This is a genomic window from Streptomyces ochraceiscleroticus (genome assembly GCF_000720485.1).
GTDB lineage: Bacteria > Actinomycetota > Actinomycetes > Streptomycetales > Streptomycetaceae > Streptomyces > Streptomyces ochraceiscleroticus.
Genome location: NZ_JOAX01000014.1, coordinates 138755 through 158503, shown reverse-complemented (window position 1 = coordinate 158503; position 19749 = coordinate 138755). Strand labels below are relative to the sequence as shown.

Genomic DNA, 19749 nt, shown 5'->3' with positions numbered 1-19749 from the left:
CGGCGCCAGCCTGCACGTCCTCCATCCGTGCTCCAGCCTGCACGTCCCCCACCCGGTTCACCCCACACCCCTCCGGGTACGGGATGAGTGGGGACCCACGCCCGCGCCCATGTATGCGCGCCGCTCCCTCCTCAAACCTCCCCGCGAAGCCCCCAGCCGCGCGAAACCCCGGCCGCGCGGGGCCCCCTCGAACATCCGCGCGTGAACGCATAGCATCCGGCCATGTCGACGACGACCAATGGCCAGTGGTATCCGCCCGAATGGCCGGACCGGATCAGGGCGCTCGCCAGTGGTGAGCTGACTCCGGTCACGCCCCGCCGCGCGGCGACCGTCATGCTCCTGCGCAATTCCGGCCACGGTCCGGCCGTCCACATGCTGCGCCGGCGCGCCTCCATGGCCTTCGCGGGCGGCGCGTACGCGTATCCGGGCGGCGCCGTCGACCCCCGTGACGAGCGGCCGGTCGCCTGGGCAGGGCCGTCGCGCGCCGAGTGGGCGGCCCGGCTGGGCGTCGAGGACGCCGTCGCGCAGGCGGTGGTCTGCGCGGCTGTCCGCGAGACCTTCGAAGAGGCCGGGGTACTGCTCGCCGGGCCGTCCGCCGGCACCGTCGTCGCCGACACCACCGGGGACGACTGGGAGGCCGACAGGGCCGCGCTGGTCGACCGTGAGCTGTCCTTCGCCGACTTCCTGGACCGCCGCGGCCTGGTGCTGCGCAGCGACCTGCTGGGGGCCTGGGCGCGGTGGATCACCCCGGAGTTCGAACCGCGGCGCTACGACACGTGGTTCTTCGTCGCCGCGCTCCCCGAAGGGCAGCGCACCCGCAACGCGTCCACGGAGGCGGACCGTACGGTCTGGACCCGGCCCGCCGAGGCGGTGGCCGGCTATGACCGCGGCGAGCTGCTGATGATGCCGCCGACGATCGCCACGCTGCGCACCCTGGAGCCGTTCGACAGCGCCGCCGAGGCACTCGCCGCCTCCGGTCGGCAGGACCTCGCGCCTGTACTGGCGCGCGCGGAGCTCACGGAGGGGCGGATCGTGCTGAGCTGGCCGGGCCACGAAGAATTCACCAAACACATCCCCACGGGAGCGGCGCCCGGCAATAGTGGCGCCGCGCCCGGCTCCCCCGAAGGGCCCGCCGTATGACCGACGCAGCCGCACTCCCCGGCCAGCCGCGCGGCGGTGTGCTCTCGGGTGCCGCGACCGCCCGCGCGTACTGCGTGCTGGCGCCGAACCCGTCCGCGATGACCCTGGACGGCACCAACACCTGGATCGTCGCCGAGCCGGACTCCGACCTCGCCGTGGTCATCGACCCCGGGCCGCTGGACGACAGCCACCTGAAGGCGGTCGTCGAGACCGCCGAACGGGCCGGCAGGCGCGTCGCGCTCACTCTGCTCACCCACGGGCACCCCGACCACGCCGAGGGCGCCGCCCGCTTCGCCGAGCTGACCCGTACGCCAGTACGGGCCCTGGACCCCGCGCTGCGCCTCGGGGACGAGGGCCTGGCAGCCGGAGACGTGATCACGACCGGCGGTCTGGAGCTGCGCGTCGTGCCCACTCCGGGGCACACCGCCGACTCGCTCTCGTTCCACCTGCCGGCCGACGCCGCCGTGCTGACCGGGGACACGATCCTGGGACGCGGTACGACGGTGGTGGCGCACCCGGACGGCCGCCTCGGCGACTACCTGGACTCGCTGCGGCTGCTGCGCTCCCTCACGGTCGACGACGGCGTGACCACGGTCCTGCCGGGCCACGGGCCGGTGCTGAACGACGCGCAGGGCGCCGTGGAGTTCTACCTCGCGCACCGGGCCAAGCGGCTGGCCCAGGTGGAGACGGCGGTCGAGGCGGGCCACCGTACGGCTGCGGACGTCGTGGCCCACGTGTACGCGGACGTCGACCGCTCCCTGTGGCCCGCGGCCGAGCTGTCCGTACGGGCGCAGCTGGACTACCTGGGGGAGCACGGGCTGGTCTGAGGGGGGCGACGCGCGCCTCTGAGGGCGGGCCCCGCGGGAAGGCGTCCGAGGGCGGGGCCCGAGCGGAAGGGCCCCGTGAAAGGCCCCCAAGCGGAAGGGCCCCGCACGGATGCGGGGCCCTTCACGTATGCGCGCTGACGCGCAGCGGTCAGCGCGACCGCTTCGCGAGGCGTTCGACGTCCAGGAGGATCACCGCGCGGGCCTCCAGGCGCAGCCAGCCGCGGCCGGCGAAGTCCGCGAGCGCCTTGTTGACCGTCTCGCGGGAAGCGCCGACAAGCTGGGCCAGCTCCTCCTGGGTCAGGTCGTGCACGACGTGGATGCCTTCCTCGGACTGCACGCCGAAGCGGCGCGACAGGTCCAGGAGGGCCCGCGCCACACGGCCCGGAACGTCGGAGAAGACCAGGTCGGACATCTGGTCGTTGGTCTTGCGCAGCCGTCGGGCGACGGCGCGCAGCAGGGCAGTGGCCACTTCGGGGCGCGCGTTCAGCCAGGGCTGGAGGTCGCCGTGGCCCAGGCCGAGCAGCTTCACCTCGGTGAGCGCGGTGCCCGTGGCCGTGCGTGGGCCCGGGTCGAAGAGGGACAGCTCACCGATGAGCTCACCGGGGCCGAGGACGGCGAGCATGTTCTCGCGGCCGTCGGGGGAAGTGCGGTGCAGCTTCACCTTGCCGTCGGTGACCACATACAGGCGGTCGCCCGGGTCCCCTTCGTGGAACAGGGCGTCACCACGGGCAAGCGTGACCTCGGTCATCGAGGCACGCAGCTCGGCAGCCTGCTCGTCATCGAGCGCCGCGAAGAGCGGTGCGCGCCGCAGAACGTCGTCCACGAGTTCTCTCCTTGTCGACATGCTCCGGGTGACGTAGGTCCCCATCATGCCGGAATGCAAAACAGTGCGATCAATCACAAGGATGCCGGACAGGTGTCCGCCGCCATAAGGCAGGGGGCCGATTGGGGGCGCGATTCCTGGTGATCGGGCCGGATGTCAGTGGGTGGCCTTAGTCTGGCCGAGTGTCCAATACGCCGGTGAGAGCACAGGACAAGGGGGCTGGACGAGTGAGCGCGGACCGCGATTCTGCTGTGGGCGAACAGGCGAGCGCGAATGCCGCGAAGCCTCCGAAACGGGACTCCGAGCTGTCCGGGTCGGCTACCGCCAAAAGGGCGCCGACGGGGAAAAACGCCGGGGTGAGGGAGCCGGCCGAGGCCGCCGCGCCGTCCTCGGCGGACCCGGCCACGGGCGACGGACCGACCCGCAGGAAACCGGCCACCACGAGCGAGCGGGCAGCGGCCGCGAAGAAGACTGTCCCGGCCGCCAAGAGGGCCGCTGCGAAGAAGACCACCACGGCCCCGAAGAAGGCCACCGCGGCCGCCAAGAAGACGGCAGCGAAGAAGACCACGACGGCCGCCAAGAAGGCGACGGCGGAGAAGGCCCCCGCGAAGACCGCCACCAAGCCCCGCGCCGCCCGTAAGCCCGAGTCCCGCGTCGCCATGGTCCGCCGCGCCCGCCGGATAAACCGCGAGCTCGCCGAGGTGTATCCGTACGCCCACCCCGAGCTGGACTTCCGTAACTCCTTCGAGCTGCTGGTCGCCACGGTCCTGTCGGCCCAGACCACCGACCTGCGGGTCAACCAGACCACTCCGGCCCTCTTCGCCGCGTATCCGACGCCCGAGGACATGGCCGCCGCCGACCCCGAGGCGCTGGAGGAGCTGATCCGTCCGACCGGCTTCTTCCGGGCGAAGGCGAGGTCGCTGCTCGGCCTGTCGGTCGCGCTGCGCGACCGGTTCGACGGCGAGGTGCCGGGCCGGCTGGAGGACCTGGTGACCCTGCCGGGCGTCGGCCGCAAGACCGCCAACGTCGTGCTGGGCAACGCCTTCGGCGTCCCGGGGCTCACGGTCGACACGCACTTCGGCCGGCTGGTCCGCCGCTTCGGCTGGACCGCCCAGGAGGACCCGGAGAAGGTCGAGGCGGAGATCGCCGAGATCTTCCCCAAGAGCGAGTGGACGATGCTCTCGCACCGCCTGATCTTCCACGGCCGCCGCGTCTGCCACTCCCGCAAGCCCGCCTGCGGAGCCTGCCCCATCGCGCCGCTGTGCCCGTCGTACGGCGAGGGCGAGACGGATGCGGAGAAGGCGAAGAAGCTGCTCAAGTACGAGATGGGCGGCAAGCCGGGGCAGCGGCTGCGGCCGCCGGCCGGCTATCCCGGCGAGCCCGCGCCTCCGCTGGGGGCCGGATGACGCACGGCTGACGCCAGGACGGCCCCGGGGCCGGTACGTCGGTGACCACCGCCCGGTGCGTCGGTGACCATCGCAATGAGGGCCTGAGGGGGCGCGTATGACGAGAGCACAGGAGACGGCGCAGGGGATGTGCGGCGAGGACGCGTACGGACGGCAGACGGACGGACAGGGGGCGTACGGAGCGCGGGCGGCCGGCACGGGGGCGGCCGCCCGGGACGTCCGGGTCACCACCGACGGCCTGCCGGAGTGGCTGCGCCCGGTGGCCGACGCGGCGGCGACGGTCCGGCCGCAGCAGCTGAGCCGCTTTCTGCCGCCCGCGACCGGCGGCCGGCAGTCCGCGGTGCTGATCCTCTTCGGGGAGGCCGCCCGAGGCCCGGAGCTGCTCCTCATGGAGCGTGCCGGGACGCTGCGCTCGCACGCGGGCCAGCCGTCCTTCCCCGGCGGTTCGCTGGACCCGGAGGACGGCGATCCGGAGGGCGACGGTCCGCTGCGGGCCGCGCTGCGCGAGGCGTGGGAGGAGACCGGCCTGGACCCGTCCGGTGTGCAGCTCTTCGGTGTGCTGCCCCGGCTCTACATCCCGGTCAGCGGCTTCGTGGTGACGCCGGTGCTCGGCTGGTGGCGCGAGCCCAGCCCGGTCGGCGCGGTCGACCAGGCCGAGACGGCCCGGGTGTTCACGGTCCCCGTGGCCGATCTCACGGACCCCGCGCACCGCGTGACGACCCGCCATCCGAGTGGCCACGTCGGCCCGGCCTTCACCGTCGAAGGGGCTCTGGTCTGGGGTTTCACGGCCGGTCTCATTGACCGCATCCTGCATTACGCGGGGTGGGAAGTGCCCTGGGACCGGGACAAGCAGGTCCCGCTCGACTGGCGCTCGTGAGACGGTGGCGGGCGTGAACGTCCTGGACATCCTGCTGTTGGTCGCTGCCGTGTGGTTCGCGGTCGTCGGTTATCGCCAAGGTTTCGTCGTCGGCATCCTGTCCGTGATCGGCTTCCTCGGCGGCGGCCTGATCGCGGTCCTCCTGTTGCCCGTGGTCTGGAACGAAGTGACCGAGGACGCCACACCGGGCTCCTTCGCCGCCATCGCGGCGGTCGCCATCGTGATCGTGTGCGCCTCCGTGGGACAGGCGCTCACCACCCACCTGGGCAACAAGCTCCGGCGGTACATCACGTGGTCACCGGCGCGCGCCCTGGACGCGACGGGCGGCGCGCTGGTGAACGTCGTGGCGATGCTGCTGGTGGCCTGGCTCATCGGATCGGCCCTGGCGGGCACGTCCCTGCCGACGCTGGGCAAGGAGGTCCGTAACTCCAAGGTGCTGCTCGGCGTGTCCAGAGTGATCCCGGCGCAGGCCGACACCTGGTTCGCCGACTTCTCCTCCGTACTGGCACAGAACGGCTTCCCGCAGGTCTTCACGCCGTTCTCGAACGAGCCGATCCAGGAGGTGCGGCCGCCCGACCCGGCGCTGGCCGGCAGCCCGGTCGCGGCCCGCGCGAAGCAGTCCATCGTGAAGGTCGTCGGCACGGCCAGCAGTTGCGCCAAGGTCCTCGAAGGCAGCGGCTTCGTCTTCGCGCCGCACCGCGTCATGACCAACGCGCACGTCGTCGGCGGCGTCCCCGACCCGACCGTCCAGATCGGCGGCCGGGGCCGGGTCTACGACGCGAAGGTCGTGCTCTACGACTGGCGGCGGGACATCGCCGTACTGGACGTACCCGACCTGCAGGCGCGCCCGCTCCGCTTCACCGACCAGGACGCGCGCAGCGGCAACAGCGCCATCGTCGCCGGCTTCCCGGAGAACGGCGGCTACGACGTCCGCTCGGCCCGCGTCCGCGGCCGTATCCAGGCCAACGGTCCGGACATCTACCACCACGGCACGGTCGCGCGCGATGTGTACTCCCTCTACGCCACGGTCCGGCAGGGCAACTCCGGCGGCCCGCTGCTCACTCCTGACGGCGAGGTCTACGGCGTGGTCTTCGCCAAGTCCCTCGATGACGACAGCACGGGTTACGCCCTGACGGCCGACGAGGTCCGCACCGACATCGAGCGGGGCCGTACGGCCCGGCGGACGGTCGACAGCCAGGGCTGCGCGATGTGAGAAAGGGCCCCGGGGCGGCTGCGAGGGCTCCCCGGGGTCTCCGGGGGCCCAGGTCCTGCGCGGAGCGTCCGCCGCCCTGTGAGCCCGTGCTGCGGGCCTCCGGCGGCGCGGCCGCTTCTGGCGGCGCGGCCCGGGAAGCGGGGGTCAGCTCCGTGGGTGGCGGAGCCGCGCGGTCATCCAGCGCGCACGGCGGCGCAGGATGCGCGGAATGCCGAGTGGGTCGGCGAGCGCATGAGGTCCGCCCGCCCGGAGGTCCGGGGCGCTCCTCTCCTTGGTGCCCAGCGCAGCGGCGTTGCTGCGGCGGTTGCGTGCCACGTCACGGTAGTCGTGCGTCCAGCCCATACCCTCGACTCTGCCCGTGCCCCGCGGTCCGTAACCGCACCGGTGTCGGTCAATTGGCCTATGCGCGAGGCAAGTGGCTGTTCGGCAAACGTACGTTCCCCGCCGTTCTGCGGAGCGTCACGGCGGCGTCCGGCGCACCGGTAACGGGGCAAGCCGCGAGGTCACCGGTCCGGCTCGGGATCCTTCAGCCAGTTGATGAGCTCGGTGGTGAAGGCGACCGGATCCTCCTCATGGGGGAAGTGCCCCAGACCGTCGAAGAGGCGCCAGCGGTACGGCGCTTCAACGTACTCCCCGGAGCCGGCCGCGCTGCGGGTACGCATCACCGGGTCGAGCGAACCGTGCAGGTGCAGCGTCGGCACTCGTACGGGCCACTTCATCCGGCGGTTGAACTGGATCCCGTCCGGCCGCGCCATCGACCGCACCATCCAGCGGTACGGCTCGATCGAGCAGTGCGCCGTGGACGGGATCGTCATGGCCTTCCGGTACGCCTCGACCGCGTCGTCCTCGGGCAGCCGGGGCCCGGACCAGTCCCGGATCAGCCGTCCCACCAGCGCTGCGTCGTCGGCCACCAGCGCCCGCTCGGGCAGCCAGGGCCGCTGGAAGCTCCAGATGTGCGAGGACCGGCGGCTCTGCTTGGCGTCGGAGAGCATGGCCGAGCGCCAGCGGCGGGGGTGCGGCATCGAGGAGACCGCGAGCCGCCGCACGAGCTTGGGCCGCATCACCGCGGCCGTCCACGCCAGGTAGCCGCCCAGGTCGTGCCCGACGAGCGCGGCGTCCGGCTCGCCGAGCGAGCGCACCACGCCGGTGATGTCCAGCGCGAGGTTGGCCGGGTCGTAGCCGCGGGGCGTGCGGTCGCTGCCGCCCACGCCCCGCAGGTCCATCGCCACCGCCCGGAACCCCGCCTCGGCGAGCGCGGGCATCTGGTACCGCCAGGTCCACCAGAACTGCGGGAAGCCGTGCAGCAGCAGTACCAGCGGCCCGTCGCCCATCTCCGCGATGTGGAAGCGCGCGCCGTTGGCCGCGACGTCCCGGTGCGTCACCTCTTTCCCGCCGGGGACGTCGAGCCGTACGACCGACGTGGGCGAGGGCGCCGGCGAGGATTCTGAAGCCGTCATACGGCCGAGCGTGTCACACTCTCGACCGCCGGGTGCTCCTCCACGGCCTGGCGCGGGTGCGGCTTGACGTTCCCCAGGACGGCCGCCGTCTGCTTGGCCGAGGCGACGGTCTTCTGCGGGCCCTTGCCCGCCTTGGCCTTCTTGAAGAAGACCAGCGCGATCAGGCCGAGCAGCCCGGCGACCAGCACGTTGGCCGCGAAGGAGAGCAGGAAGCAGACCGAGAGGTGCCAGCCGCTCCACGCCTGGATGCCATAGGCCAGTGCGAAGCTGAGCATCGGCAGGGAGAAGAGCAGCACGATGGCCGCCGCCCCGCCGGCCAGCCCGCCGACACCGGCCCGCTTCACGTCGTTCCGCAGCTCGGCCTTGGCCAGCGCGATTTCGTCGTGCACCAGTGCGGATACTTCGGTGGTGGCGTGGGCCACCAGCTGTCCGAGGCTGCGGTCCGCACCGCGGGCCGCGCCGTCGTCTGCTGTGCTCATCGACTGCTCCCGTTCTCTGTCTCCCGGATGAATACCCCTCAGATCATGCCGGACCATCCTGCCCGGAGTCGGGGGTGGCGGCCACCTCGGCCCGTCGTCGGTGTTCGGCCGCCTTCGCTTCGTGCAGGGCGGCCATCCGCAAGTGGTACGCGGGGCTGTCCTCTTCGTAGATGTCCGGGATGCCGTCGAGGTCCTCGTCCCGGTTCTCCTCCTCGTACAGCCGCCGGTACTTGGCGTTGCGGATCTTCAGCAGCACCGTGGCCAGTACGGCTGCTATCAGCGAGCCGGTCAGCACGGCGGCCTTGATCTCGTCGGTGAGCATCGGGTCCGAGGAGAACGCCAGCTCGCCGATGAGCAGCGAGACCGTGAAGCCGATGCCGGCCAGCGCCGATACCGCGAACACGTCCGGCCACTTGAGCTCCGGATTGAGCGAGGCCCTGGTCAGGCGGGTGGTCAGCCACGTACCACCGAAGATCCCGACCGCCTTGCCGAGGACCAGGCCGAGTACCACGCCGAGCGTTTCCGGCTTGGTGAAGACCTCGTGCAGCGCGCCGCCGGAGACGGACACACCGGCCGAGAAGAGGGCGAACAGCGGCACGGCGAGACCGGCCGACAGGGGGCGCACGAGGTGCTCGATGTGCTCGCCGGGGGAGTGCGGCTCGCCCTCGCGCCGGTGGCAGCGGAGCATGAGCCCCATCGCGACGCCCGCGATGGTCGCGTGCACGCCGCTGTTGTACATCAGACCCCAGATGACCAGGGCGAGCGGTACGTACACATACCAGCCCCGGACGCCCTTGCGCAGCAGTACGTAGAAGACCACGAGGCCCAGCGCCGCGCCGCCGAGCGCCCAGAAGTTGATCGTGGAGGTGAAGAAGACCGCGATGATCAGGATGGCGAAGAGGTCGTCGACGACGGCCAGGGTCAGCAGGAAGGCGCGCAGCGAGGAGGGCAGGGACGTACCGATGACGGCCAGGACGGCCAGCGCGAAGGCGATGTCCGTCGCGGTCGGGACGGCCCAGCCGTCCAGTGAGCCGCCGCCCGTGGTGTTGACGACGGTGTAGACGAGCGCGGGCATGAGCATGCCGCACAGCGCGGCGACGACCGGCAGCGCCGCGGCCTTGGGGTCGCGCAGCTCGCCCGCGACCAGTTCGCGCTTGAGCTCGATGCCGGCCACGAAGAAGAAGACCGCCAGCAGGCCGTCGGCCGCCCAGTGCTGTACCGAGAGGTCCAGGCCGAGCGAGGCCGGGCCGAGGTGGAAGCCGCGTACCGCCTCGTAGCTGTCGCCGAGCGGGGTGTTGGCCCAGAGGAGCGCGATCACCGCGGCCGCCAGCAGCAGGACACCGCCCACGGTCTCCGTGCGGAGGAGGTCCGCGAGGTAGTTCCGCTCGGGCAGGGACATCCGCCCGAGGAAGACGGAACGGCGGGGAGCGGGCGAGTTCACGCGGTGACCTCCGGGGCGGCAGCTGGGCACGGCTGTTGCAGTTGCCGACCAGACTTCCCGGCGCACCCCAGTTCGTTCGCGCGTTTCTTGACGCGTTCTTCACTCTACCCGGGCGGCGCAGGAACGATCCAGCGATCCTCACGTTACGGGCATTTGGGGCGGGTGGCTGCGTGGCGTACGGCGGGGGCGGGCACTCCGGCGCGCGGCGGCCCGGCCCTCGGGCGAGCGGCCGTGCCCGGCTTTCCGACGCGCGGCAGCCCTCCGGCGCGCTACGGGGCTCGCGCCCGGCTCGCACACGGCAGGTGGCGCCCCGCCGGTGCACGGCGGGGCGCCCCTCAGTGATGCGTACCGGTCAGTCCTCGCTCGGCGCGCTCGGGAGCTGGGTCTGGATCAGCTCCATGACCGAGGAGTCGGTCAGGGTCGAGACGTCGCCCAGGTCACGGTTCTCCGCGACGTCGCGCAGCAGTCGGCGCATGATCTTGCCGGAGCGGGTCTTGGGCAGCTCCGCGACCGGCAGGATGCGCTTGGGCTTGGCGATCGGGCCCAGGCTCTGGGCGACATGCGCCCGCAGCTCGTTCACCAGCGCCTCGTCCTGCTCGACGCCGCCGCGCAGGATCACGAAGGCGCAGATGGCCTGGGTGGTCTGCGGGTCGGTGGCGCCCACGACGGCCGCCTCGGCCACCTTCGGGTGCGAGACCAGCGCGGACTCGACCTCGGTGGTGGAGATGTTGTGGCCGGAGACCAGCATGACGTCGTCCACCCGGCCGAGCAGCCAGATGTCGCCGTCCTCGTCCTTCTTCGCGCCGTCGCCCGCGAAGTACTTGCCCTCGAAGCGGGACCAGTACGTGTCGAGGTATCGCTGGTCGTCGCCCCAGATGGTGCGCAGCATGGACGGCCAGGGCTCGGTCAGGACCAGGTAGCCGCCGGCGCCGTCCGGCACCTCGTTCGCGTCGTCGTCGACGACGGTCGCCGCGATGCCGGGCAGCGGCACCTGCGCGGAGCCGGGCTTGGCCGTCGTGACGCCCGGCAGCGGGCTGAGCATGATGCCGCCGGTCTCGGTCTGCCACCAGGTGTCCACGACCGGCGTCCGGTCGCCGCCGATGTGCTTGCGGTACCAGATCCACGCCTCGGGGTTGATCGGCTCGCCGACCGAGCCCAGCACGCGCAGGCTCGACAGGTCGAACTTGGCGGGGATGTCGTCGCCCCACTTCATGCTGGCGCGGATCGCGGTCGGCGCCGTGTAGAGGATCGTCACGCCGTACTTCTGGACGATCTCCCACCAGCGGCCCTGGTGCGGGGTGTCGGGCGTGCCCTCGTAGAGCACCTCGGTCGCGCCGTTCGAAAGCGGGCCGTAGGTGATGTACGAGTGGCCGGTCACCCAGCCGACGTCGGCGGTGCACCAGTAGACGTCGGTCTCCGGCTTGAGGTCGAAGACCGCGTGGTGGGTGTAGGAGACCTGGGTGAGGTAGCCGCCCGTGGTGTGCAGGATGCCCTTGGGCTTACCGGTCGTGCCCGAGGTGTACAGGATGAACAGCGGGTGCTCGGCGTCGAACGCCTGCGGGGTGTGCTGGTCGCTCTGCTGGTCGACGAGCTCGTGCCACCAGACGTCCCGGCCCTCCATCCAGGCGGTGTCCTGGCCGGTGCGGCGGACCACGAGGACGTTGCGGACGTTCTCCGTGCCGGGCTTGGTCAGCGCCTCGTCGACGGCGGGCTTGAGCGCGGAGGGCTTGCCGCGGCGGTAACCGCCGTCGGCGGTGATCACGACGCGGGCGTCCGCGTCATTGATGCGGGTGGCCAGCGCGTCGGCGGAGAAGCCGCCGAAGACCACCGAATGGGGCGCGCCCAGCCGGGCGCAGGCCAGCATGGCGATGACCGTCTCCGGGATCATCGGCAGGTAGATCGCGACGCGGTCGCCGGCCTCGACGCCCAGCGAGGTCAGCGCGTTGGCCGCCTTGGAGACCTCGCGCTGCAGCTCGGCGTAGGTGATGGCGCGGGTGTCGCCGGGCTCGCCCTCGAAGTGGATGGCCACCCGGTCGCCCAGGCCGTTCTCCACATGCCGGTCGACGCAGTTGTACGCGACGTTGAGCTTGCCGTCGGCGAACCACTTCGCGAACGGTGCGTTCGTCCAGTCCAGCGTCTGGGTGGGCTCGGTGTCCCAGGTCAGACGCTTCGCCTGCTCGGCCCAGAAGCCCAGCCGGTCCGCCCCGGCACGCTCGTACGCCACCGCCTTGACGTTGGCGTCGGCGGCCAGATCGGCGGGTGGCGCGAACCGCCGCTCCTCCTTCATCAGGTTGGCCAGGCTTTCGTTGCTCACGGCATCTCCCAGTCTCAGGGCGTCCGGTTGTCCCGGCTCATAGCTCATCAGCCATGGGTCGCTCTGACAAGGGCTGTTGATAAAAATTGGTGTAGACCTTTACATGATCATCAACCTTCCGGGTGACTTCCGTCAGGGAGTTGACCGAGTGGGGGCGTCGCCGCAGGTCACAGGTGCCCCCGCGGGCCGCCTTGTGCTGTACTACGCCGTGACCGGGGCGACCGGGGTGGCTTCGGGCCGTACGGCCGAGAAGCGGTCCGAGCCGTGCTCCAGTACGTACGCCTGCGCCTCGCCGACGTGGAAGTACATGCCGTGCAGCGACAGCGAACCCTCGGCCACCCGGCGGGCCACACAGTGATGCGTCATCAGGTGGTCGAGCTGCTGCATGACGTTGACGAGCGCCAGGCGCTCCAGGTCGTCGGCGACCGGCCGGTCGGCCAGGCTGACGTCCGCACCTTCGGGCCGTGCCATCCGGGCCAGGCTGGGGCGGCCGTGGCGCAGCCAGCGCGCGAGCGGGGTCTGCGCGCCGGGCTCGTGGCGGTCCGAGCCGAGGAGCGCCTGCATCGCGCCGCAGCCCGAATGCCCGCACACGGTGATCGAGCCGACCTTCAGTACGTCGACGGCGTACTCGATGGCGGCGCCCACGGAGTCGCAGGCGGCCTCCGTGCCCGGCGGCGGCATCAGATTGCCGATGTTGCGCACCGTGAAGAGGTCGCCCGGGCCGCTCGACGTGATCATGCTCGTCACGAGACGGGAATCGGCGCAGGTCAGGAAGAGGTTGGTGGGACGCTGGCCCTCCCGGGCGAGCCGCGCCAGCTCCTCGCGGACCAGCGGTGCCGTATGCCGCTGGAACGCGCTGACCCCGCCGAGGAGCTGGCCGCCACCCAGGAGCTGACCCTCCGCCGTACCGGCGGGTCGCGCGGTCCTGGTGCAGTGGTGGTTGCGCCATGGCGTCCAGGGGCGGCAGGCGTGCGTGCCGGCCGGTTCCCCGATCGGCCTGCCGCCGCGTCCGCCGAGGGTGACCTGGCCGCCGCGCGCCCGGTGCGCGCTCGTCCAGGACTGCAGCGCTTCATAGGCGGCGTGATCCATGAACGAGCCGTACAGCTCGATCACCGCATGGGCCGTCGCGGGCACCTGGGCGAGCGCCCGGGTCAGCCGCGGCACGGCCAGGAACGTCAACTGGCCGCTGACGCGCACTTGGTGCCGACCGCCCTCCTCGATGACGGAGACGCGGGTGTGGGTGAGCCGGCGCAGCGCCAGGAAAACGGCGACGGCGATGCCCAGTCCGACCCCCTGCAGCACTCCGAAGACCACCACACCGCCCAGCGTGAGGGCGTAGACCGGGAATTCGCGGTGCCGCTGGACGTGCCGGATGTGCGCGAAGCTCACCATCCGTACGCCGACGAGCATCACCAGGGCGGCGAGCGCGGCCAGCGGGATCAGCTCCAGCGCGCCGGCGAACAGCCCGGCGCAGAGCACCACCCACACGCCGTGCAGCACCGTCGAAGTGCGCCCCGTCGCGCCCGCCTTCACGTTCGCCGAGCCACGGATCGCGCCGCCGGCCACCGGGAGACCGCCCAGCAGCCCGGAGAGCACGTTCGACACGCCCTGACCGGCCAGTTCGCGATCCAGGTGGGTGCGTCCGGGGCCGGGGCCCGGCTGCTCGGCGGCCAGCTTGTCGACGGCGACCGCGGACAGCAGCGACTCCATGCTCGCCACCAGCGTGACCGTCAAGGCGGCCGCCACCAGGCCGAGCAGCGGCGTGTCCGGGAGCGCGGGCAGCGCCGGCGCGCTCCACGAGGGCAGCTCGACGCGGGGCACCGAGAAGCCCGTACTCAGGGCGGTGGCCGTGGCGACTGCGGGCAGCGGCGCGGGAATCCTGCGCAGTGCGCGCCCCGCCCGCCCGGGGAGGCGCGGCCAGCCGGCCAGTACGGCGACGGTGACCGCGCCGATCAGTACGGAAGCGCCGTGCAGCCCGGCCAACTGGCCCGGTAGTGCAGCGATGTTGGCGAGCGCGGAGCTGTTCGCGCCGCCGCCGAGCACTACGTGCAGCTGCCCGAGTGCGATGGTCACGCCGATGCCGGCGAGCATGCCGTGGACGATCGCCGGGCTGATGGCGAGGGCCGCGCGGGCCACCCGGAGCGCGCCCAGCGCGAGCTGGGCCAGTCCGGCCAGCACCGTGATGGCGCAGGTCGCCTGCCAGCCGTAGCGCTGCACGAGGTCGGCGGTGACGATGAGGAGGCCGGTGGCGGCGCCGCTGACCTGGAGCGGGGCGCCGCCGAGCAGGCCCGCGACGAGACCGCCCACGGCCGCGGCGATGAGCCCGGCCTGCGGCGGCGCACCAGTGGCCAGCGCGAGGCCGAGCGAGAGGGGGATGGCGATCAGGAAGATGACGAAGGAGGCGCCCAGGTCGCGGCGCCATGCCCCCGGGGAGGGGCGGCGGAAGGGCCCGGACGGTTTTCCGGCGGTCCGGGGTCGGTCGTGGTCCTGCTGTGCGTCACGGGGGTCCTGGGACCCCGGCGTGGCCGGCTCGGGTGCGTAAGGCTGCGGCATTCCCGTCTCCTCCGGGGCGACGCGGCCGCGCTACGGGGCGCGGTCGTGGGCGGCGGTGTACTGCGGGGGCTGAGCCGGCCGGGGTGCGTCGCGATGGGTGACGGTCCGGTGACTCTCAGGCTTCGGTAAAGGAATCGTAATGTCGCGCCCGGCCGCAGCGAAGCCAGAACGGGCAAATGAGCTGGTGGTTCCGCCTAAGGGGTGAATGCGGGAGTGGTTGCTCCGCGTGCGTTTGCCGCGGGGCCGGGCGCGGTATCGGACCGCGGGCCCGGCCCCCGTGCCGTGTCGGCCGGCAGCAGGCACCTGGTGCCGGCCGCCGCACGGCCGTCAGGCGGGCTGCGGCGCGGTCGTGGCCATGCCCTCGGAGAGTACGAACCCGGGGTCCACCTGGGACGTCAGGTCGGCCCCGGTCTTGCTGTTGCCCCAGCTCTCGGCGTTCTTCAGATGGAAGTGCACCATCTGCTGGGTGTAGCGCTCCCAGTCGCGCCCTTCGTACGCGGCGTCGGCGGTGGCGTGCAGCGTGCGCAGCGCCTCGTGGTTGGCGTCCTCCAGCTCCACGAAGGGTGCGGGCCTGCCCTTCTCCATGGCGCGCACCCAGTCGGAGTGGCCGACCGTCACCAGCAGGTCGTCACCCACCTGCTCACGCAGGAAGGCGAGGTCGTCCGGCCCCTGCACCTTGTTGCCGACCACCTTGAGCTCGACTCCGAAGTCGCGTGCGTACTCCTTGTACTGGCGGTACACGGCGACGCCCTTACGGGTCGGCTCGGCCACCAGGAAGGTCAGGTCGAAGCGGGTGAACATCCCGGAGGCGAACGAGTCCGAGCCGGCCGTCATGTCGACGACGACGTACTCCTGCCGGCCGTCCACGAGGTGGTTCAGGCACAGCTCCACGGCCCCCACCTTGGAGTGGTAGCAGGCCACGCCGAGGTCGGACTCGGTGAACGGCCCGGTGGCCAGCAGCCGGACCGTGCGGTCGTCGAGGCGCACGTCCCGTGCGCAGGCGGCGTACACCGGGTTGTCCTCGACGACCCGCAGCAGTCGCGAGCCCGCGCCCGGGGGTGTCGTCTTGATCATCGTGTCGGCGGACGCGATGCGCGGGTTGTCGCCGCGCAAGTAGTCCTTGATGAGCGGGAGATGGGCGCCCATGGCCGGGAGCGCGGCGGCCTGGTCCTCGTCCAGGCCGAGCGCGGCCCCGAGGTGTTGGTTGATGTCGGCGTCCACCGCGATCACGGGCGTGGCGGTGGCGGCGAGGTGACGGATGAACAGCGAGGACAGCGTGGTCTTGCCACTGCCGCCCTTGCCCACGAAAGCGATCTTCATGTTCACGAAGCGTAATTGTGAAATTGCCCAACGTGAGTGGTTTACGTGAAGAAGACCACTCCAACGAGGGGTGCGCCCTTGTGGTGCGTAGGGTCGTCCCCATGAGTACGACAGCCGACCCGCTCGCGACCCTCGCCTCGCTCCCCGGAGTCGCCGACAGCGTGGACTCCGTACGCAAGAGCATCGACCGGGTCTACGGGCACCGGATCATGCGGCGCCGCAGTAACGAGGTCACCGCGGAGGCTGCCCTGCGCAGCGCGCGCGGCTCGGCGGCGCTGTCCGGCGCCGACTGGGCGCTGGAGGAGGTGCGCAGGCGCACGGACTTCAGTGGCGACGGCGAGGCGCGCACCGTGGGCGCGGCCCTGCGGCTGTCGGCCGAGGCGGGTCAGCTCCTCAGTGTGTGGCGGCAGTCGCCGCTTCGGGTGCTGGCCCGGCTGCACCTGGTTGCGGCGGGCGGCGACGCGCCCGATGAGAGCGTGGGCCGGCCCCGGCTGGCGGGCGAGCCGGTGGAGGAGCCGCTGATCGAGCTGCCGCTCCCGGATGCCGAGGAGGTGGCCGGCCGGCTGGACGGGCTGGCCCGTCTGCTGCTGTCCGGCACCAAGGCGCCGGCGCTGGTCACGGCCGCGGTGGTGCACGGCGAGCTGCTCGCGCTGCGGCCCTTCGGGTCCTGCAACGGCCTGGTGGCGCGCACGGCGGAACGTATCGTCCTGATCGGCAGCGGCCTCGACCCGAAGTCGATCTCCCCGTCGGAGGTCGGCCACGCGGAGCTGGGCCGGGCGGCGTACGTCGCGGCCCTGGAGAACTACGTGTCCGGCACCCCGGAGGGGATGGCGGCCTGGATCGCCCACTGCGGGCGGGCGGTCGAGCTGGGCGCACGCGAGAGCATGGCGGTCTGCGAGGCGCTCCAGCGGGGCGCTGCGTAGTACGGGCCTTCGGGCGGCCCACGGGCCCTTCAGGGGCCCGGACAAGGGTTGCGGCGGTACCTGGTCCTGCTCGGTACCGCCGCGCTGCACTCTCGCCGGGTTACCAATGCGTGCACGATAGTTGCCGACAGGTCGGAGACTTTGTCCTTACCTGATGCGGCTGGCCCGTAATCGACGGGTCGGCGTCGCGTGGGTGCCCGACGTTCATGCTCGGTCCGTGGGGCCTATCTGCGTTGAAGGTGCTCCTCTCGGAGAATCCTTGGTCTCGCGGGCCGTTAATTCCTTTGTACTCCTGCTGTCCGGTAAGCGGAACCCCTCACCGCACATCTTTACTTTTGCCTTCAAACGGGGGTGATTCGGGCGCCTGTAGGGGCCCGGCTCCGGTTGAGGGGCGCGCGTGTGTGGCCCGTCTCAGGCGGAGAGGGCGCGCGCCGGCGTGCCGCGCCGCCGGCTGGCGTACCAGACCAGACCCGCGGTCGCGGCGGCGGCGCCCACCGCGACGGCGACCAGTGCCGGCCGTGGCGGCATGGCGAGCGACGGGATCCGCTGCTTCAGACGCACCGGCCGGCTGAAGGTCAGCGTCGGCCAGCCGCGGGCCGCGGCCTCCCGGCGCAGCGCCCGGTCGGGGTTGACCGCGTGCGGATGGCCGACGGTCTCCAGCATCGGGACATCGGTCGCCGAGTCGCTGTACGCGTAGCAGCGCGCGAGGTCGTACCCCTCGGAAGCGGCGAGCTCCCGGATCGCCTCGGCCTTGGTGGGACCGTAGGCGTAGTACTCGATCTCTCCCGTGAAGCGGCCGTCCTCGCCGACGACCATGCGCGTGGCCACCACCCGGTCGGCGCCGAGCAGCTCACCGATCGGCTCGACCACCTCGGCTCCCGAGGTGGAGACGATGACGACATCGCGGCCGGCGGTGTGGTGCTCCTCGATGAGGGACGCCGCCTCGTCGTAGATGAGCGGGTCGATCAGGTCGTGGAGGGTCTCGGCGACGATCTCCCGTACCTGCGCCACGTCCCACCCGCGGCAGAGCGTGGAGAGGTATTCCCGCATCCGCTCCATCTGGTCGTGGTCCGCGCCGCCCGCCAAGAAGACGAACTGGGTGTACGCGGTGCGCAGTGCGGCCCGTCGATTGATCAGGCCACCTCGGTAGAACGACTTGCTGAAGGTCAGCGTGCTCGACTTAGCAATGACTGTCTTGTCCAGGTCGAAGAACGCGGCCGCCCGAGGTGCTGAGTGCGGTGCTGAAGGAAGCGAGCTTCGGTTTTCCACAAGGCGAGCATAGGGGGGCACCATTCGGCGTAAGGTGTGGCGCGTGGGTTTGCCTGAGAAGGCTCTCGGGTACACCATGGAAGTCACGGATCGTTCGCGACCGTGCTAACCCGGCCCGGCTCCTCCCCCCCCGAGTCGGCCGTGGAGACGACCCCCGCTCTCCCCCCCGGCGGGGGTCGTCGCATGTCCGGACCCTTTTTCGGGCCATGGGGCCTGCTTCCTGATCTTCCTTCGGCGCTCGGTCGCCGGGCGTCGTTGCGCCCACCGTTCGTAACTTACCGTAATCAGAAGACTGCTCTCAGGAAGTTTTCCATAGTCGCTGGTATAGGTGACCGGGATATTCACAGCCTCAGTAGTTGTCCACAGTTTTCGACCAAGATCCACGAGATTTTCCGGATCGCTGCACCGTGAAAGTCCGCGAAGTTCGCGGATGTACGAGTTGTGTAGCGACAGGGGGACGGAACGTGGCCGGAAGCAACGATTTGGATCGTATGGACCGGGGCCCGCAAGAGCCCGGACCGTTGATCGTCACGGAGGACGAAAACCTCCTCGACGATCTCCTCAGACTCTGCGCGGCGGCGGGCACGCTGCCTGCCGTGGCGCACGGAGGCAGCGCCCGGGCCGCGGGCTGGGAGTCGGCCCCCTTGGTGATCGTCGGGGAGGACTGCGTCCACCGGCTGCGGGACACCGGGCGCCGGGCGGGCGTGGTCCTCATCGGACGGGACGCGCAGGACGCCCGGGTATTGATGCAGGCCGTCGAGATCGGCGCCGAGCGCGTCCTCGGACTGCCGGACGGCGAGAGCTGGCTGGTCGACCGGATCGCGGACGCGGTGGAGGGCGACCGGCGGCCGGCGCTCACGGTGGGCGTGCTCGGCGGCCGGGGCGGCGCCGGCGCGAGCACCCTCGCCTGCGCCCTGGCGGTGACCGCCGCGCGACAGGGCCACCGGACGATACTGATCGACGCCGATCCGCTGGGCGGCGGCCTCGACGTGCTGCTCGGCGGCGAGCGGGAGAAGGGGCTGCGCTGGCCCGCCTTCGCCGAGTCCCGCGGCCGGGTCGGCGGCGGCGCCCTGGCCGAGTCCCTGCCGCAACTCCACTCGCTGCGCGTCCTGAGCTGGGACCGCGGGGACTCGGTCACGATCCCGCCGCCGGCCATGCGCGCGGTGATGTCGGCGGCCCGCAGACGCGGCGGTGTCGTGGTGGTCGACCTGCCGCGCCATCTCGACGAAGCCGTGTCCGAAGCGCTTGCCCAGATCGACGTCGGACTGCTGCTGGTCCCTGCCGAACTGCGCGCGACGGTGGCGGCCCGGCGCGTCGCGGCCCCTGCCCGCGCGGCCCTGCGCGACCTGCGCGTGGTGGTGGGCGAGACGCCGGGACCCGGCCTGCCGGAGGCCGAGCCGGCCCGGCTGCTCTCCCTGCCCCTGGTCGGCACCGTGCCCTGGGATCCCCACCTCGCGGACTCCCTCGCCCGCGGCGCCCCACCGGGCGCGCACGCGAGGGAACCACTGGCCCGGTTCTGCACGGAGTTCTGGGGCCGAGTGCTGGGCGGAGCGGAGGGCGCCGCGGGCACGTCCGGTACTCCCGGCACGGGGAGCTCACGCCCCGGTGGCCTTGCGGGCACGGCGGGCGCTGCACAGTCCCGCTCGGAGGACGGCGGGGAGGCCGTCTCATGAACGGCTTCGGTGGAGTGCGAGAGGAAGACCGGTG

General features: G+C 71.9%; 16 protein-coding genes. 7 read left to right on the top strand and 9 right to left on the bottom strand.

Features of this window, described 5'->3' with window-relative positions; translation table 11 throughout:
- The first annotated feature begins 222 nt into the window (after nt 1-222).
- Nucleotides 223-1140, top strand: coding sequence for an NUDIX hydrolase (locus IG84_RS0119420; protein WP_031058692.1), 918 nt, complete (start codon nt 223-225; stop codon nt 1138-1140).
- On the top strand, nt 1137-1967 hold the full coding sequence (locus IG84_RS0119415) for an MBL fold metallo-hydrolase (protein ID WP_031058689.1): 831 nt from the start codon (nt 1137-1139) through the stop codon (nt 1965-1967). Before IG84_RS0119420 ends, IG84_RS0119415 begins: the two co-directional genes overlap by 4 nt.
- 148 nt (nt 1968-2115) lie before the next feature.
- Here IG84_RS0119415 and IG84_RS0119410 read toward each other — a convergent pair whose 3' ends face one another.
- Nucleotides 2116-2790, bottom strand: coding sequence for a Crp/Fnr family transcriptional regulator (locus tag IG84_RS0119410; RefSeq protein WP_030260115.1), 675 nt, complete (start codon nt 2788-2790; stop codon nt 2116-2118).
- Nucleotides 2791-3146: 356 nt separating this feature from the next.
- Between IG84_RS0119410 and nth the strand changes: the two genes are divergently transcribed.
- The 3 genes from nth (at nt 3147) to IG84_RS0119395 (ending at nt 6286) form a co-directional block, all read left to right on the top strand.
- A complete protein-coding gene (gene nth, locus IG84_RS40735; RefSeq protein WP_342668450.1) occupies nt 3147-4196 on the top strand; it encodes an endonuclease III in 1050 nt (349 codons plus the stop codon).
- 127 nt (nt 4197-4323) lie between these two features.
- Complete coding sequence (locus IG84_RS0119400; RefSeq protein ID WP_051861998.1) at nt 4324-5073, top strand: NUDIX hydrolase; 750 nt, start codon at nt 4324-4326, stop codon at nt 5071-5073.
- Between the two features lie 13 nt (nt 5074-5086).
- On the top strand, nt 5087-6286 hold the full coding sequence (locus IG84_RS0119395) for a MarP family serine protease (RefSeq protein WP_031058682.1): 1200 nt from the start codon (nt 5087-5089) through the stop codon (nt 6284-6286).
- Nucleotides 6287-6430: 144 nt separating this feature from the next.
- Here the strand turns inward: IG84_RS0119395 and IG84_RS0119390 are convergent, their stop codons facing one another.
- From IG84_RS0119390 to IG84_RS0119360, 7 genes are all read right to left on the bottom strand, one after another.
- Nucleotides 6431-6628: a hypothetical protein gene (locus tag IG84_RS0119390; RefSeq protein ID WP_030260123.1), complete on the bottom strand. Its 198-nt coding sequence runs from the start codon at nt 6626-6628 to the stop codon at nt 6431-6433.
- A gap of 161 nt (nt 6629-6789) precedes the next feature.
- Nucleotides 6790-7743 (bottom strand): alpha/beta fold hydrolase, encoded by a 954-nt coding sequence (locus tag IG84_RS0119385; protein ID WP_031058679.1) that lies wholly within the window; start codon nt 7741-7743, stop codon nt 6790-6792.
- On the bottom strand, nt 7740-8222 hold the full coding sequence (locus IG84_RS0119380; protein ID WP_031058676.1) for a phage holin family protein: 483 nt from the start codon (nt 8220-8222) through the stop codon (nt 7740-7742). The genes IG84_RS0119385 and IG84_RS0119380 overlap by 4 nt, the downstream gene beginning before the upstream one ends.
- Before the next feature lie 43 nt (nt 8223-8265).
- Nucleotides 8266-9621, bottom strand: coding sequence for a Na+/H+ antiporter NhaA (gene nhaA, locus IG84_RS0119375; protein WP_382467469.1), 1356 nt, complete (start codon nt 9619-9621; stop codon nt 8266-8268).
- Nucleotides 9622-10015: 394 nt separating this feature from the next.
- Complete coding sequence (acs, locus tag IG84_RS0119370) at nt 10016-11977, bottom strand: acetate--CoA ligase (RefSeq protein ID WP_031058670.1); 1962 nt, start codon at nt 11975-11977, stop codon at nt 10016-10018.
- 201 nt (nt 11978-12178) lie between these two features.
- Nucleotides 12179-14530 carry a SulP family inorganic anion transporter gene (locus tag IG84_RS0119365; protein ID WP_063761820.1) on the bottom strand — a complete coding sequence of 784 codons (2352 nt, stop codon included), beginning with the start codon at nt 14528-14530 and terminating at the stop codon, nt 12179-12181.
- A 327-nt stretch (nt 14531-14857) separates the two neighbouring features.
- Entirely contained in the window at nt 14858-15850 is a 993-nt protein-coding gene (locus IG84_RS0119360) for an ATP-binding protein (protein ID WP_031058664.1), read from the bottom strand.
- A gap of 101 nt (nt 15851-15951) precedes the next feature.
- Here IG84_RS0119360 and IG84_RS0119355 point away from each other — a divergent pair, with 101 nt between their 5' ends.
- Nucleotides 15952-16773, top strand: coding sequence for a Fic family protein (locus IG84_RS0119355; protein WP_031058661.1), 822 nt, complete (start codon nt 15952-15954; stop codon nt 16771-16773).
- A gap of 411 nt (nt 16774-17184) precedes the next feature.
- Here IG84_RS0119355 and IG84_RS0119350 read toward each other — a convergent pair whose 3' ends face one another.
- Nucleotides 17185-18066 (bottom strand): HAD-IB family hydrolase, encoded by an 882-nt coding sequence (locus tag IG84_RS0119350; RefSeq protein ID WP_051861994.1) that lies wholly within the window; start codon nt 18064-18066, stop codon nt 17185-17187.
- A 467-nt stretch (nt 18067-18533) separates the two neighbouring features.
- Between IG84_RS0119350 and ssd the strand changes: the two genes are divergently transcribed.
- Nucleotides 18534-19715 carry a septum site-determining protein Ssd gene (gene ssd, locus IG84_RS0119345; protein ID WP_078649041.1) on the top strand — a complete coding sequence of 394 codons (1182 nt, stop codon included), beginning with the start codon at nt 18534-18536 and terminating at the stop codon, nt 19713-19715.
- Nucleotides 19716-19749 lie beyond the last annotated feature (34 nt).

What these genes read in the sequence shown, in the direction of transcription:
- IG84_RS0119390 (WP_030260123.1), bottom strand. Translation starts at nt 6,628, where the DNA reads ATGGGCTGGACGCACGACTACCGTGACGTGGCACGCAACCGCCGCAGC.
- nhaA (WP_382467469.1), bottom strand. Translation starts at nt 9,621, where the DNA reads ATGTCCCTGCCCGAGCGGAACTACCTCGCGGACCTCCTCCGCACGGAG.
- IG84_RS0119380 (WP_031058676.1), bottom strand. Translation starts at nt 8,222, where the DNA reads ATGAGCACAGCAGACGACGGCGCGGCCCGCGGTGCGGACCGCAGCCTC.
- IG84_RS0119350 (WP_051861994.1), bottom strand. Translation starts at nt 18,066, where the DNA reads ATGGTGCCCCCCTATGCTCGCCTTGTGGAAAACCGAAGCTCGCTTCCT.
- IG84_RS0119385 (WP_031058679.1), bottom strand. Translation starts at nt 7,743, where the DNA reads ATGACGGCTTCAGAATCCTCGCCGGCGCCCTCGCCCACGTCGGTCGTA.
- IG84_RS0119400 (WP_051861998.1), top strand. Translation starts at nt 4,324, where the DNA reads ATGTGCGGCGAGGACGCGTACGGACGGCAGACGGACGGACAGGGGGCG.
- IG84_RS0119415 (WP_031058689.1), top strand. Translation starts at nt 1,137, where the DNA reads ATGACCGACGCAGCCGCACTCCCCGGCCAGCCGCGCGGCGGTGTGCTC.
- ssd (WP_078649041.1), top strand. Translation starts at nt 18,534, where the DNA reads ATGGACCGGGGCCCGCAAGAGCCCGGACCGTTGATCGTCACGGAGGAC.
- IG84_RS0119420 (WP_031058692.1), top strand. Translation starts at nt 223, where the DNA reads ATGTCGACGACGACCAATGGCCAGTGGTATCCGCCCGAATGGCCGGAC.
- IG84_RS0119360 (WP_031058664.1), bottom strand. Translation starts at nt 15,850, where the DNA reads ATGAAGATCGCTTTCGTGGGCAAGGGCGGCAGTGGCAAGACCACGCTG.
- IG84_RS0119355 (WP_031058661.1), top strand. Translation starts at nt 15,952, where the DNA reads ATGAGTACGACAGCCGACCCGCTCGCGACCCTCGCCTCGCTCCCCGGA.
- IG84_RS0119365 (WP_063761820.1), bottom strand. Translation starts at nt 14,530, where the DNA reads ATGCCGCAGCCTTACGCACCCGAGCCGGCCACGCCGGGGTCCCAGGAC.